This window comes from Agromyces sp. NPDC060279 (genome assembly GCF_042726785.1).
Taxonomy (GTDB): domain Bacteria; phylum Actinomycetota; class Actinomycetes; order Actinomycetales; family Microbacteriaceae; genus Agromyces.
In genome coordinates this window covers 244615-259642 of the sequence record NZ_JBHXBK010000001.1, presented here as the reverse complement: position 1 = coordinate 259642, position 15028 = coordinate 244615, and the positions used below count along the sequence as shown (strand labels likewise).

At 73.0% G+C, this 15028-nt stretch carries 9 protein-coding genes; 5 read left to right on the top strand and 4 right to left on the bottom strand.

Going from position 1 to position 15028, the window contains the following annotated elements; translation table 11 throughout:
• Positions 1-18: 18 nt before the first annotated feature.
• Both glgB and ACFWE1_RS01210 read right to left on the bottom strand, forming a co-directional pair.
• Positions 19-2199, bottom strand: coding sequence for a 1,4-alpha-glucan branching protein GlgB (glgB, locus tag ACFWE1_RS01215; protein ID WP_376931742.1), 2181 nt, complete (start codon positions 2197-2199; stop codon positions 19-21).
• Positions 2192-4234 carry a maltotransferase domain-containing protein gene (locus tag ACFWE1_RS01210; protein ID WP_376931741.1) on the bottom strand — a complete coding sequence of 681 codons (2043 nt, stop codon included), beginning with the start codon at positions 4232-4234 and terminating at the stop codon, positions 2192-2194. The genes glgB and ACFWE1_RS01210 overlap by 8 nt, the downstream gene beginning before the upstream one ends.
• A 97-nt stretch (positions 4235-4331) precedes the next feature.
• Between ACFWE1_RS01210 and glgP the strand changes: the two genes are divergently transcribed.
• Positions 4332-6911 carry an alpha-glucan family phosphorylase gene (gene glgP / locus ACFWE1_RS01205; protein ID WP_376931740.1) on the top strand — a complete coding sequence of 860 codons (2580 nt, stop codon included), beginning with the start codon at positions 4332-4334 and terminating at the stop codon, positions 6909-6911.
• 8 nt (positions 6912-6919) lie between these two features.
• Here the strand turns inward: glgP and ybaK are convergent, their stop codons facing one another.
• Together ybaK and glgX are read right to left on the bottom strand one after the other, a co-directional pair.
• Complete coding sequence (gene ybaK / locus ACFWE1_RS01200; protein ID WP_376931739.1) at positions 6920-7417, bottom strand: Cys-tRNA(Pro) deacylase; 498 nt, start codon at positions 7415-7417, stop codon at positions 6920-6922.
• The gene (glgX, locus tag ACFWE1_RS01195) at positions 7417-9519 is read right to left on the bottom strand and encodes a glycogen debranching protein GlgX (RefSeq protein WP_376931738.1); all 2103 of its coding nucleotides are present in this window, start codon (positions 9517-9519) and stop codon (positions 7417-7419) included. Before glgX ends, ybaK begins: the two co-directional genes overlap by 1 nt.
• Positions 9520-9572: 53 nt before the next feature.
• Between glgX and ACFWE1_RS01190 the strand changes: the two genes are divergently transcribed.
• The 4 genes from ACFWE1_RS01190 (at position 9573) to ligA (ending at position 15002) form a co-directional block, all read left to right on the top strand.
• Positions 9573-10796 carry a cysteine desulfurase family protein gene (locus ACFWE1_RS01190; RefSeq protein ID WP_376931737.1) on the top strand — a complete coding sequence of 408 codons (1224 nt, stop codon included), beginning with the start codon at positions 9573-9575 and terminating at the stop codon, positions 10794-10796.
• A 55-nt stretch (positions 10797-10851) separates the two neighbouring features.
• Positions 10852-11991, top strand: coding sequence for a tRNA 2-thiouridine(34) synthase MnmA (mnmA, locus tag ACFWE1_RS01185; protein WP_376931736.1), 1140 nt, complete (start codon positions 10852-10854; stop codon positions 11989-11991).
• Positions 11992-12546, top strand: a complete 555-nt coding sequence (locus tag ACFWE1_RS01180) for a phosphotransferase (RefSeq protein WP_376931735.1) — start codon at positions 11992-11994, stop codon at positions 12544-12546.
• 95 nt (positions 12547-12641) lie between these two features.
• Positions 12642-15002, top strand: coding sequence for an NAD-dependent DNA ligase LigA (ligA, locus tag ACFWE1_RS01175; protein WP_376933048.1), 2361 nt, complete (start codon positions 12642-12644; stop codon positions 15000-15002).
• Positions 15003-15028 lie beyond the last annotated feature (26 nt).

Sequence of the window (15028 nt, the reverse complement as noted above, 5' to 3'; positions counted from 1 at the left end):
AGCTGCTGGGCTCTCGGCTCAGCCTTCGAGTCGGAACCAGAGCGCGCCGAGCGGCGGGAGCGTGACGCTCGCCGAAGCGGGCCGCCCCGCCCAGGGCGCGTCGACCGCCTCCACGGCGCCGAGATTGCCGACGCCGGAGCCGCCGAACTCGAGCGCGTCCGAGTTCAGCACCTCGACCCAGCGGCCGGCGGACGGCAGCCCCAGTCGGAAGCCCTCGTGCGGGCGGCCGGCGAAGTTCACGACGCAGAGCACGGGCACCCGGTCCCGGTCGTAGCGGAGGAACGCGATCACGTTCTCCGCGGCGGCGCCCCCGTCGACCCACTCGAAGCCGGCCGGGTCGTCGTCGAGCTGCCAGAGCGACGGCAGCTCGCGGGAGACGCGGTTCAGCCGTGCCACGAACTCGGCGAGCTGCCGGTGCGAGGGCTGGTCGAGGATCCACCAGTCGAGCCCGCGCTCCTCGCTCCACTCGGAGAGCTGACCGAACTCCTGACCCATGAACAGCAGCTGCTTGCCGGGGTGCGCCCACATGAGGGCGAGGTACGCGCGTGTGGTGGCGAGCTGCTGCCAGTGGTCGCCCGGCATCTTGCGCACGAGCGAGCCCTTGCCGTGCACGACCTCGTCGTGGCTGATCGGCAGCACGAAGTGCTCGCTGAACGCGTACTGGAGCGAGAAGGTGAGCTCGTGGTGGTGGTGCGCCCGGTACATGGGATCGTGCGCGAGGTATTGGAGCGTGTCGTGCATCCAGCCCATGTTCCACTTGTATCCGAAGCCGAGCCCCCCTGAGGAGGTCGGCGCGGTGACGCCCGGCCAGGCGGTCGACTCCTCGGCGATCATCACGATGCCGGGGTTCCGCTTGTACGCGGTCGCCGTGGCCTCCTGCAGGAACGCGATCGCCTCGAGGTGCTCGCGCCCGCCGTGCTCGTTCGGCAGCCATTCGCCCTCGGCGCGGGAGTAGTCGAGATACAGCATCGAGGCGACCGCGTCGACGCGGAGCCCGTCGACGTGGAATTCCTCGAGCCAGAACAGGGCGTTGGCGACGAGGAAGTTCCGCACCCGCGGGTTGCCGTAGTCGAACACGAGCGTGCCCCAGTCGAGCTGCTCGCCGCGGCGAGGGTCGGCGTGCTCGTAGAGGGGTTCGCCGTCGAAACGGGCGAGGGCCCACTCGTCCTTCGGGAAGTGCCCCGGCACCCAGTCCATGATCACGCCGATGCCGGCCTGGTGCAGGCGGTCGATGAGGTACCTGAGGTCGTCGGCGGTGCCGAAGCGGCTCGTGGCCGCGTAGTAGCCGGTGACCTGGTACCCCCACGAGCCGCCGAACGGGTGCTCGGCGAGCGGGAGGAACTCGACGTGGGTGTAGCCGAGCCAGTCGAGGTACTCGATGAGTTCGTCGGCGACGTCGCGGTAGCCGCGGCCGGGCCGCCAGGAGCCCAGATGGAGCTCGTAGATGCTCATCGGCCGTTCATGGACGGAGGTGGCGGCCCGCTCGGCGAGCCAGTCCTCGTCGCCCCAGCGGTGCTCGCTCGTCGAGACGACCGAGGCCGTGGCGGGGGACGGTTCGGCCTGCCTGGCCATCGGGTCGGCCTTCATGATCCAGGCGCCCGAGGCCGTCAGCAGCTCGAACTTGTAGCGCGCCCCGGCCTCGACGCCGGGCACGAACAGTTCCCACACGCCGCTCGCGCCCATGCTGCGCATCGCGTGCCCGCGGCCGTCCCAGCGGTTGAAGTCGCCGACGACGCGCACCGCGCGCGCCCTCGGCGCCCAGACGGTGAACGCGGTCCCGGTCACGGTCCGCCCGCTGCCGCGGTGGCTGCGCAGGTGGGCGCCGAGCGCGCGCCAGAGCTCCTCGTGGCGGCCCTCGCCGATGAGGTGCAGGTCGAGCTCGCCGATCGTGGGTTCGAAGCGGTAGGGGTCGTCGGCGGTCCACTCGGTGCCGTCCGCGTAGCGGGCGCGGAGCAGGTAGCCGCTCGGGGGGCCGTCGTCGCCGCCCGACCAGATCCCCTCGCCGAGGTGCCGGAGGGGGACGACCCGGCCGTCGTCGAGGAGGGCGTCCACGGTCTCGGCGAGCGGGCGACGAGCCCGGATCAGGGTGCGCGGGGTGCCGGGCGCCTCGCCGCCGTGCTGGCCGAGCACGGCGTGCGGATCGGCGGAGCGGCCCTCGGCGACCGCGGTCAGGAGGTCGTGGGCGACGGCGTCAGTCATGAGGCGTCGCCTCCGAGGCATCCGCGCTCCTCGGCCGGACGTGCAGCACATGCGCTGGCCTCGTGAAGGCGTCGAGGCGGACGTAGGCGTCCGCGCCCCACTCCCAGTGCTGTCCCGTCACGAGGTCCTCGACGTCGAAGGTGCTGCCCGGCGGCAGGCCGAGCGCGTCGAGGTCGAGATGCACGGTCGTCTCACGCACGGAGTGCGGATCGACGTTCGCGACGACGATCAGCGTGTCGTCCGATCCGGTGCCCGTGAACTCGGCGGCGAGCCGCTTGGAGTACACGAGGACGGCTTCGTCGTCGCTGCGGTGGACGTGCAGGTTGCGGAGCTGGCCGAGCGCGGGGTGCTCGGCGCGGATTCGGTTCAGGATGCCGAGGTAGAGCGCGAGCGAACGGCCCTCCTCCTCGGCGAGGGCGAAGTCGCGCGGTTTGTACTCGTACTTCTCGTTGTCGATCGCCTCCTCCGCGCCTGGCCTGGCGACGGACTCGAACAGTTCGAAGCCCGAGTAGACCCCCCACGTGGGAGCGGCGGTCGCGGCGATCGTCGCCCGCACGGTGAACGCCGCGGGGCCGCCGAACTGCAGGTACTCGGTGAGGATGTCCGGCGTGTTCACGAACAGATTCGGCCGCAGGAAGTCGGCCGTGTCCCGGGCGAGCCCGAGCAGGAACTCCTCGAGCTCCTCCTTCGTGTTCCGCCAGGTGAAGTACGTGTACGACTGCTGGAACCCCGCCATGGCGAGCGCCTGCAGCATGGCGGGCCGGGTGAACGCCTCGGCGAGGAAGACGACGCCCGGCTCCTCGGCGTTCACGGTGGCGATGAGCCGCTCCCAGAACGCGAGCGGCTTGGTGTGCGGGTTGTCGACGCGGAAGATGCGCACGCCCTGCGCGATCCAATGGCGCACGATCCGCAGCACCTCGGCGAAGAGCCCCTCCGGGTCGTCGTCGAAGTTGATCGGGTAGATGTCCTGGTACTTCTTCGGCGGGTTCTCGGCGTAGCGGATGGTGCCGTCGGGCAGCACGGTGAACCACTCCGGGTGGGCGGCGACCCAGGGGTGGTCGGGGGAGGCCTGCAGGGCGAGGTCGAGGGCGACCTCGATGCCGCGGGCGGCGGCTTCTCGAACGAAGCGGCGGAAGTCGGCGAGCGTGCCGAGATCGGGGTGGATCGCGTCGTGGCCGCCAGGGGTGCCGTCGGCGAGCGGTCCGCCGATCGCCCAGGGCGAGCCCGGATCGTGCGGTCCAGGGTCGAGCGTGTTGTTGCGCCCCTTCCGGTTCGTCACGCCGATCGGATGGATCGGCGGCAGGTAGACCACGTCGAAGCCCATCGCCGCGATCCCGTCGAGGCGCCGCACCGCGCTGCGGAAGGTGCCCGATTTCCAGCTGCCGTCGGCGCGCTGTTTCGCGCCCTCCGAGCGGGGGAAGAACTCGTACCAGCTGCCGACCCCGGCGCGGCGGCGTTCGACGAGCAGCTCGCGCTCGGGGGAGTCGCCCGCGAGCCGGCTGAGGGGCCGGAGCTCGAACTCCGCGAGCGCCGGGTCGTCGACGAGCGCGCGGCGCCGCACCGGGTCGAGCTGCGGATCGCGGAGCCGCTCGGCGAGCGCGGCGAGCGCCCGCCTGACGGCGGCCGGTCGGTCCCGCTCGGCCGCGGCGCGGTCGAGGAGCCGGGCGCCGAGCTCGTACATGAGGGCCACATCGACGCCCGCGTCGATCTTCACGGCGGCATCGTGCCGCCACGTGCCGATCTCGTCGTCGAAGCCGGTGACGTGCCAGTGCCAGCGGCCGAGCTCGTCGAGCTGCACCTCCGTGGTCCAGCGGTCCGTGCCCGGTCCGGCGCTCGTCATCCGGCGGCGGAGGATCCGCCCGCCCGGCGCCGTGAGCACGAGGAGCGCCCCGACGAGGTCGTGCCCCTCCCGGAAGACCGTCGCCCCGAACGGCACCACCTCGCCCTCGAACGCCTTCGGGTGCCAGCGCGGGTCAGGCACGGCCGGGGTGAGCCCGGTCACGGGGATGCGGTCGGCTGCGAGGCGGAACGTCACCCTCCGAACGTTAGCGCAGCCCGGTTTCCGTGTCCTCAGCTCTGGTCGATGCGGCGGTGTTCACACGCCGGACACGAGCGCCTCCTAGTCTGAGGGGGTGAAGTCGATCCGGAAGTTCACCGTCCGTGCCGTCGTCCCCGAGCGCCTCGCCGCGCTCGAGAAACTCGCGGCGAACCTCCGCTGGGCGTGGCACGAGCCGACGCGCCGGCTGTTCGAGCACATCGACCCCGAGGCCTGGGCGCGCTCGGAGCACGACCCGGTGACGTTCCTCGGCGAGGTCGAGCCGGCGAGGCTCGAGCAGCTCGCCGCCGACGACGAGTTCGTCGCCCGGGCCGAGCGCGAGCACGCCGAGCTCGACGCGTATCTCACGGAGCCGCGCTGGTATCAGCGGCTCGAGGGGGAGCGGCCGGAGCTCGTCGCCTACTTCTCGCCGGAGTACGGCATCGCCGCCGCGTTGCCGCAGTACTCCGGCGGCCTCGGCATCCTCGCCGGCGACCACTTGAAGGCCGCCTCCGACCTCGGCGTGCCGCTCGTGGCGGTCGGCCTGTTCTACCGCACCGGCTACTTCTCGCAGTCGCTCTCGCCCGACGGCTGGCAGCAGGAGCGCTACCCCGCGCTCGACCCCGACGGGCTGCCGCTCTCGGTGCTCCGCCGGCCCGACGGCAGCGCGGTGCAGGTCTCGCTGGCGCTGCCCGACGGTGGCACCCTGACGGCGCGGGTCTGGCGCGCGGCGGTGGGCCGGGTCACGCTGCTGCTGCTCGACACCGACGTGCCGGCGAACGGCGACGAGTGGCGCGGCGTCACCGACCGGCTCTACGGGGGCGGCAGCGAGCACCGCCTGCTGCAGGAGCTGCTGCTCGGCATCGGCGGGGTGCGGGCGCTGCGCGCCTGGGCCGAGCTCGCGGGGGCGCCGGAGCCCGAGGTGTTCCACATGAACGAGGGGCATGCGGGCTTCCTCGGACTCGAGCGCATCTCGGCGGCGATCGGCGAGGGGCTGACGTTCCCCGAGGCCCTGCAGCTCGTGCGGGGCGGCACGGTCTTCACGACGCACACGCCGGTGCCCGCCGGCATCGACCGCTTCGACCGCGCCCTCGTGGAGCGCTACGTCACCTCCGAGCTGCTGCCGGGCGTCGCGCCCGCGGACGCGCTCGCACTCGGCGTCGAACCCGGCGCGGACCCCGCGACGAGCGCCTTCAACATGGCGGTCATGGGGCTGCGCCTCGCGCAGCATGCGAACGGCGTCTCCGAACTGCACGGCCGCGTGAGCCGCCGCATGTTCGCCGAGCTCTGGCCGGGCTTCGACGCCGACGAGGTGCCGATCACCTCCGTCACGAACGGGGTGCACGCGCCCAGCTGGACCGATCCGGCGCTCATCGCACTCGCCGAACGCACCCTCGGCACCGACGACAGCGAGCACGCCGACTGGCAGAACCCCGCCCTCGGCGACGCCGAGCTCTGGACCGTGAAGCGCGAGATGCGCGCCAGGCTCGTCGACGAGGCGCGTCGTCGCCTCGTGGCCGGCTGGGAGGAGCAGCACCCCGGCGGCCAGGCCCCGGAGTGGATGAGCCGCGCACTCGACCCCGACGTGCTGACCGTCGGCTTCGCCCGGCGGGTGCCGACGTACAAGCGGCTCACCCTCATGCTGCAGGACCCCGAACGCTTCGCCGCGATCCTGACGAACCCCGTGCGCCCCGTGCAGTTCGTCATCGCCGGAAAGGCGCACCCCGCGGACGACGAGGGCAAGCGCCTCATCCAGCGGCTCGTGCAGTTCGCCGCCCGGCCGGAACTGCGGGAGCGCATCGTGTTCCTGCCCGACTACGACATCGGCATGGCCGGACTCCTCTACCCGGGCTGCGACGTCTGGCTGAACACCCCGCTGCGGCCGCTCGAGGCCTGCGGCACCTCCGGCATGAAGGCCGCCATGAACGCCGCGCTGAACCTCTCCATCCTCGACGGCTGGTGGGCGGAGTACGCCGCGGACGACTTCGGCTGGGTCATCCCATCCGCGGATTCCGCCGGCGACGAGGGCGAGCGCGACGAACGGGAGGCCGCGTCGCTCTACGAACTCCTCGAGCACCGCATCGTCCCGGCGTTCTACGACCGACCGGACCCGGCCGAGTCGGCCGGGTTCTTCGAGCGCGACGCCGACGGCGTTCCCGGCGAGTGGCTCAGGATGCTGCGCGCCACCCTCGCCCGACTCGTGCCCGAGCTCGGGGCCGACCGGATGGTGCGCGAGTACGTCGAGCGGCTCTACCGCCCCGCGGCCGAGCGCCGCCGCGCCCTCGTCGCCGACGGCGCGCGCGGCGCCCGGGAGCTCGCCGCGTGGAGCGCGCGGGTCCGCGCCGCCTGGCCCGAGGTGCGCGTGCTGCACGTCGAGTCCGGCGGTCTCGACCAGCCCGCCGTCGGCGACGAGCTGCACGTGCGCGCCGAGCTCGCCCTCGGCGGTCTCGACGATGCCGACGTCGCCGTCGAGCTCGTCTCCGGGCGCAGCCGCCCCGACGATTCGCTCGCCGAACCGCGGACGACCCGTCTCGCCCGTCTCGGTGACGGGGAGTACGGCGGCACCGTCACGCTCGACCGTGCCGGCGCCTTCGGCTACACCGTGCGCGTGGTGCCGTCGAACCCGCTGCTCGCCGGGCCGGCCGAGCTCGGCCTCGTCGCGCTCGCCGAAGGCTGAGGTCGAGGTCAGCGCGAGCGGGCGATCGGCGCGTAGCTGCCGGCGGTCGCCCGGAGGAGATCGTCGGGTGCGAGCTCCAGATCGAAGCCGCGCCGGCCGCCGGAGACGAGGATCGACTCGAACAGGATCGCGGTCTCGTCGAGCACGGTCGGCAACGACGTCTTCTGCCCGATCGGGCTGATGCCGCCGACGACGTAGCCCGTCTTCCGCTCCGCAAGCGCGGGATCGGCCATCTCGGCCCGCTTGCCGCCGACCGCCTGCGCGAGCGCTTTCAAGTCGAGCTGCTCGGCGACCGGCACGATGCCGACCACCAGGGCGCCGTCGACGGATGCCAGCAGCGTCTTGAACACGCGCTCGGCCTCGACGCCGAGCTTCTCCGCCGCCTCGAGGCCGAACGCCGCGGCCCGCGGATCATGGTCGTAGGCACGCGGGACGAAGGCGATCCCCGCCGCGGTGAGCGCGACCGTCGCCGGGGTGCCGGCCGCCGGCTCTGCGCGCCTGGCCATCAGGCGCCTCCGCCCGCTGGCTCGCCGCCCTCCGGCTCGGCTCGCAGCAGCTGCATCGACCACGCGGCGACCGGCAGTCGCGCGCCCGGGGCGAGCGTCCGGGTGTCGCGCGCGGGCTCCTCCAGCGCCGAGTCCCAGCACACGGTGTACCCGGCGACGCCCGCATGCGCGGGCAGCACCACCTCGGTGTCCCCGGAGCGGGCGTGCACGACGAGCAGGATGCGGTTCGGCGGCTCGTGCTCCGGCGTCGACGCGGCGAGGTACTGCAGCGTGCGCTCGGCCGGGGAGTTCCAGTCGTCGATGCCCATCGACTCGCCGTCGGCGTTGTACCAGTCCATCTGCGTCGCACTCGGCGTCGTCTCCCCGAACACGCCGTAGCGGACCGGGCGCAGCGCCGGATTCTCGGCCCGGAGGCGGAGGAGGGTCCGGACTGTGCGATGCAGCGCCGCCGCCGAGTGCGGTCGATCCTCGGCCGACCACGCCAGCCAGGTCAGCGGCGAGTCGTGGCAGTAGGCGTTGTTGTTGCCGCGCTGCGTCCGCCCGTACTCGTCGCCCGCGGTGAGCATGGGCACGCCGGCCGAGAGCAGCAGGGTGCCGAGGAGGTTCCGGATGCTCCGGCGCCGTGCGGCGCGCACCTCCGGATCCGCCGCCTCGCCCTCGACGCCGTGGTTGTACGAGCGGTTGTGGTCGGTGCCGTCGCGATTGTCCTCGCCGTTGCCGAGATTGTGCTTGACGTCGTACGCGGTCAGATCCGCGAGGGTGAAGCCGTCGTGGGCCGTGATGAAGTTCAGGCTCGCGAGCGGCCCCCGCTCCGGCGAGAAGGTGTTCGCCGACCCCGCGAGCCGTGTCGCGAACCGGCCGATCCCGCTGCCCGCCGAACCCGTCTCCCGTTCCTGGCGCAGATCCGTCAGCCAGAAGTCGCGCATCCGGTCGCGATAGCGATCGTTCCACTCGCTGAAGCCGGCGGGGAACCCGCCCGTCCGCCAGCCGTCGGGACCGAGATCCCACGGCTCGGCGATGAGTTTCGAGGCGCCCACGACCGGATCGTCGAGCATCCCGCGCAGCAACGGGTGCTCCGGGGTGAACGCGCCGTGATCGTCGCGGCCGAGGGTCGCGGCCAGATCCAGCCGGAACCCGTCCACGCCGAGCTCGCCCGCCCAGTACCGCATCGAGTCGAGCGCAAGACGCACCGTCTGCTCCCGGCCGAAGTCGAGCGTGTTGCCGCACCCGGTCGTGTCGACGTAGCGGCCGTGCGCGTCGTGCCGGTAGTAGGCGGCGTTGTCGATGCCGCGGAAGCTGTACGTCGGCCCCTCGCGGTGCTCCTCCGCCGTGTGGTTGTAGACGACGTCGAGCACGAGCTCGAGCCCAGCCTCGTGCAAGCGCCGCACCATCCCCGCGAACTCGCGGCGCACCCCAGCAGCTCCCTCCGCCTGCGCCGCCGCGCTCGCGTACGCGCCGTGCGGCGCGAAGAAGCCGAGCGTGTTGTAGCCCCAGGCGTTCACCCGCCCCTGCCGGACGAGCCGCTCCTCGGACACGAACGCGTGCACGGGCAGCAGCTCGACCGTCGTCACGCCGAGATCGCGGAGGTAGTCGAGCGAGGCGTCGTGCGCGAGCCCCGCATACGTGCCGCGCAGCGCCTCCGGCACCGCCGGATTGCGTTTGCTGAAGCCCCGCACGTGCGTCTCGTAGACGACCGTGCGATCCAGCGGCACCCGCGGCACGGCGACGCCGCCCCAGTCGAAGCCGTCGCCGTCGCCGAGCCGGCCGAGCGCGACGCCCCGCCAGGACCCGTCGCCGGCACGCACCAGCCCCCTCGCGTAGGGGTCGAGCAGATCGTGCACGGGGTTGAAGGCGTGCTCCACGCCGGCCGGCCCGTCCACCCGCACCGCATACCGTGTACCGGGCGTCAGCGCGCCGGAACGCCCGGACCAGACGCCGTGCTCGTCGCGCTCCAACGCGACCCGATCGACCGCCCAGTCCACGTCGCCGTCGTCGAAGACGACGAGCTCCACCGCCGAGGCGTGCTCCGACCAGATGCGCACCGTACCGCCGTCGATGCCGGGCACGGCACCGAGCTCGTGCAGGGGATCGGGGACCGACATGCGATCTACAGTAGTTCGTGGACCACGTGCCACCGGCAGGAGAGGAGAGCGGCGTGCCCGTCTACCTCGACCATGCCGCGACGACCCCCATGCGGCCTGAGGCCGTCGCCGCGCTCACCGCCGCGCTCGCCACGGTCGGCAACCCCGCCTCGATCCACAGCGCCGGCCAGCGCGCGAAGCGCTCCCTCGAGGAGTCCCGCGCCGTCGTGGCCGCGACCCTCGACGCCGACCCCATCGAGCTCGTCTTCACCGGCAACGGCACCGAGGCGATCAACCTCGCGATCAAGGGCCTCTACTGGCAGCGCCAGCACGACACCCCGAGGCCGCGGATCGTGCTGCCCGCAGGCGAGCACCACGCCACCCTCGACACCGTCGACTGGCTCGCCGCGCACGAGGGCGCCGAGATCGTCGAACTCCCGCTCGACCAGCTCGGCCGGCTCGACGTCGACGCGCTCGCCGCGGAGCTCGAGGCCAACGCCGACCGGATCGCCCTCGTCACCATGCTCTGGGCGAACAACGAGGTGGGCACGGTGCAGCCGGTGGCCAGGGTCGCCGAGCTGACGGCCGCCGCGGGCGTGCCGCTCCACCTCGACGCCGTCGCCGCCTACGGGCAGCTGCCGGTCGGCCTGCACGCGCTGCGCGCCGAGTCCGGCGCGAAGCCGGGAGCGGGGCTCGTCGCGATCAGCGTGTCGGCGCACAAGATCGGCGGCCCGGCCGGCATCGGCGCCCTCGTGCTGGACCGCACGGGGCGCATCGAGCCGCTCATCCACGGCGGAGGACAACAGCGTCGGGTGCGGTCCGGCACGCAGGACGTCGCCGCGGCCGCGGCCTTCGCCGCCGCGGCGGAGGCGGTGGCGTTGCGGCTCGAGGCGGATGCCGCCCGCATGGCGGCGCTCCGCGACCGGTTGATCGCGGGGGTCGCCGCGGTGGCGCCCGACGCCGTGCTGTCCGGCGATCCAGCGCCTTCCGGGCGCCTGCCCGGCAACGCGCACTTCGCCTTCCCCGGGTGCGAGGGGGATTCGCTGCTCTTCCTCCTCGACGCCGCCGGCGTGGCGGTCTCGACCGGTTCGGCGTGCCAGGCCGGGGTGCCCGAACCCTCGCACGTGCTGCTCGCGATGGGCCGCAGCGAGAGCGAGGCGCGCGGTGCGCTCCGCATCACGCTCGGTCACGACTCGAGCGAGGACGACGTCGATGCGTTCCTCGCGGCACTGCCGGCGGCCCACGAGCGGGCGGCGAAGGCGGGACTCGCGGCCCGCCGCACCTCCTTCGACCGCTGAGCCCGATCCGGGCCACCCGGCCTCCGTCCAGCCGCGACTTCGTAGACTGGTGGGCATGCGAGTGCTAGCAGCCATGTCCGGGGGCGTCGACAGCGCCGTCGCCGCGGCGCGCGCGGTCGAGGCCGGCCACGACGTCGTCGGCGTGCACCTCGCGCTCAGCCGGATGCCGGGCACGCTCCGCACCGGCAGCCGCGGCTGCTGCACGATCGAGGACTCGATGGACGCGCAGCGCGTCGCGAATCTGCTGGAGATCCCGTACTACGTCTGGGACTTCTCCGAGCGCTTCAAGGAAGACGTCGTCGACGACTTCGTCGCCGAGTACACCGCCGGGCGCACGCCGAACCCCTGCATGCGCTGCAACGAGCGCATCAAGTTCGCCGCGTTGCTCGAGAAGGCGCTCGCCCTCGGCTTCGACGCCGTCGTGACGGGCCACTACGCGAAGGTGGTGTCGGGCGCATCGGGCGAGCTGGAGCTGCATCGCGCGAGCGCCGAGGCCAAGGACCAGAGCTACGTTCTCGGGGTCCTCACAGCCGAGCAGCTCGCGCACGCGTGGTTCCCGCTCGGCGACACCCCGTCGAAGGAGCTCGTGCGCCAGGAGGCGGAGCGCCGCGGACTCGCGGTCGCACGCAAGCCCGACTCCTACGACATCTGCTTCATCCCCGACGGCGACACCAAGGGCTGGCTCGCCGACCGCGTGGGCGAGACGCCGGGTGACATCGTCGACCGCACGGGCGCCGTCGTCGGCAGCCACGACGGCGCGCACGCGTACACCGTCGGCCAGCGCCGCGGCCTCCGACTCGGCACCCCGGCGCCCGACGGCCGGCCCCGCTTCGTGCTGGAGGTGCGGCCGAAGGAGAACACCGTCGTCGTCGGCCCGAAGGAGGCGCTCGCGACGGCCGAGATCGCGGGGTCGCGGTTGAGCTGGGCGGGACTCGACCCGATCGCCTCCGGGCTCGTCGCCGCCGAGGGCGAGGACTTCGACTGCGAGGTGCAGATCCGGGCGCACGCCGACCCGGTGCCCGCGGTCGCCCGCATCGCTCGCGACGGCCACGGTGCCGCTGAGCTCGTCGTGCGCCCCGCGCAGCCGCTCGACGGCGTCGCCCCCGGCCAGACCGCCGTGGTCTACGTCGGCACGCGGGTGCTCGGGCAGTGCACCATCGACCGCACGGTCAGCGCCGTCCCGGTCGGCGCGTAGGTGGGGGAGCCCGCGCTCGCGAGCCAGCGGCCGGATGCCGAGATCGTGCGGCCGGCGAAGGTGCTCGAGCTCGCGGCCGGTCGCCCGACGACCCCGCTGTGGCGGAACGAGGCGGGCGGACTGACGTTCCGCATCGAGGGCGTGCGCGAGAGCGTCGTGAAGTGGAACCCGCCCGGTTCGAGCGAGTCGCTCGCCGAGGAGGCCGAGCGGCTGCGTTGGCTCAGTGGGCGGGTACCTGCCCCTCGGGTGATCGAGGCTGGGGCGGATGCCTCCGGCGAATGGCTGCTGAGCGAGGCCGTCCCGGCCCGCTCCGCCGTCGACCCGCGCTGGCTGGCCGAGCAGAACACGCTGCTCGGCGACGACGGCGGCTTCGCAGCGATCGTCGACGTGGCCAGGGTCGGCGTCGCGGACCGCTGGGCCGACCTCGCGGTGGCGAGCCTGAGCCTCGACTGGAACTACGGGCCGGGCTGCCAGTCGACGTTCTTCGCCGCGTACGGCATCGAGCCCGACGAGCGGCGGCTCGCGTACTACCGAGCCCTCTGGAACGCCGAGTGAGTGTCGCAGGTCGTCCGTAGGATTGGCCTGTGAGCGAGACGAATGCGGCGAGTGAGACGACGGCGGCGAGCGAGTTCCCGGCCGATTTCGAGGGCATGAGCTTCGACGAGGCGCGGGCGGAGTCCGAGCGGCTCGCCGAGCGCATCGAGGCCGCTCGCCTCGCCTACTACGGCGACGGCGACTCGACGCTCTCCGACGCCGAGTACGACGCCGACTTCCACCGCCTCGAGGCGCTCGAGCGCGCGTTCCCCGAGCTCGCCGGGCAAGACAGCCCGACGCAGCAGGTGGGCGCGGCGATCGTCTCGGCCGGCTTCCCCGAGCACGAGCACGCCGAGCGCATGCTGAGCCTCGACAACGTCTTCTCGATCGAGGAGTTCCGCGACTGGGCCGCGAAGACCCAGGCGGCCGCCGGGCGGCCGGTGCATTGGCTGTCCGAGCTGAAGATCGACGGGCTCGCGATCAGCCTCGCCTATCGCGACGGCGTGCTCGAGACGGCCACCACTCGCGGCGACGGCCGGGTCGGTGAAGACATCACCGAGAACGTCGATTGGATCCCCGTGATCCCGCGCCGGCTCAGCGGCGAGGGCTTCCCCGCCTTCTTCGAGGTGCGAGGCGAGGTGTTCCTCCGCACCGCCGACTTCGAGGCGCTGAACGAGCGCCAGCACGAGCTGCAGGCCGCCTACGAGGCCGAGCAGCTGGCCAAGGGCCGACCCGCCGACGAGATCCCCACCAAGTACCCCGAGTTCGCGAACGCGCGCAACACCGCGGCGGGCAGCCTGCGACAGCGTCGCGAGAAGAAGGGCCCGCTCGAGCTCGAGCTCATGCGCGAACGGCTCGGCCGGCTCTCGCTGTACCTGCACGGCATCGGCGCCTGGCAGCACCCCGAGGTGCGCGCGCAGTCCGAGATCTACGGTCTGCTCGCCGGCTGGGGTCTGCCGGTCTCGCCGCACTCCCGGGTGTTCTCCTCCGTCGACGAGGTCGCCGAGTTCATCGCCGACCGGGGCGAGCACCGCCACGACGTCGAGCACGAGATCGACGGCATCGTCGTGAAGGTCGACGAGCTCGCCCTGCACGACGAGCTCGGCGCCACGAGCCGGGCGCCGCGCTGGGCCATCGCGTACAAGTACCCGCCCGAGGAGGTGCACACGAAGCTCCTCGACATCGCCGTCGGGGTCGGCCGCACCGGTCGCGCGACACCCTACGCGATCATGGAGCCCGTCAAGGTCGCCGGTTCCACCGTGCGCCAGGCGACGCTGCACAACCAGCAGGTGGTGAAGGCCAAGGGCGTGCTCATCGGCGACACCGTCGTGCTGCGCAAGGCGGGCGATGTCATCCCCGAGATCCTCGGCGCGGTCGAGCAGCTGCGCGACGGCACCGAGCGCGAGTGGCAGATGCCCGAGCGCTGCCCCGAATGCGGCACGCCGCTCCGGCCCATGAAAGAGGGCGACATCGACCTCCGCTGCCCGAACGCGAAGTCCTGCCCGGCGCAGGTGCGCGGGCGCATCGAGCACATCGGCTCCCGCGGCGGCCTCGACATCGAGGCGCTCGGGGAGGTGACCGCCGCCGCGCTCACCCAGCCCACCGTGCCGGCCGAGCCTCCGCTCGCCACCGAGGCGGGGCTCTTCGACCTCACCCTCGATGAGCTCGTGCCGATCGAGGTCGTCGTGCGCGACGCCGAGACGGGCGAGGTGAAGATCGACGAGCGAACCGGCGAACCCGTCCGACGGCTGCCCTTCCAGAAGCTCGGCCCCGCGAGCTACCCGCCTGGCACCGAGGCGATGAGCCCCGCCGAGCGCCGCGCCGCCGGCGTGCGCAAAGATCACCGCGAGGTCGGTCCGTCCGAGGCGGCGACGAAGCTGCTCGCCGAGCTCGAGAAGGCCAAGACCAAGCCGCTGTGGCGGCTCATCGTCTCGCTCAACATCCGGCACGTGGGCCCGGTCGCCGCCCGGGCCCTGGCCGACTGGTTCGGTTCGCTCGACGCGATCCGCGCCGCCGATCGGGCCGAGCTCGCCGAGGTCGAGGGGGTCGGCGGCATCATCGCCGACTCGCTCCTCGAGTGGTTCGAGGTGGACTGGCATCGCGAGATCGTCGAGCGCTGGGGCGCCGCGGGCGTGCAGTGGGCGACGCCCGGGCACCCCGGCCCCGGGGCCGCGGTCGCCGCGGGCGGCGTGCTCGCCGGGCTGACGGTCGTCGCCACGGGCAGCCTCGAGGGCTTCACGCGGGAGGGCGCCCAGGAGGCCATCATCTCCGCGGGCGGCAAGGCCGCCTCGAGCGTCTCGAAGAAGACCGACTACGTGGCCGCGGGCCCCGGTGCCGGCTCCAAGCTCGCCAAGGCGGAGGAGCTCGGCATCCCCGTCCTCGACGCCGAGCAGTTCCGACTGCTCGTGACGGAGGGTCCGTCCGCGCTCGGCGCCTCGACGCCCGGCGACTCGATGCCTGGCGACCCGCTCGAATAGACTGGCAGGCATCCCCGTCACGACAC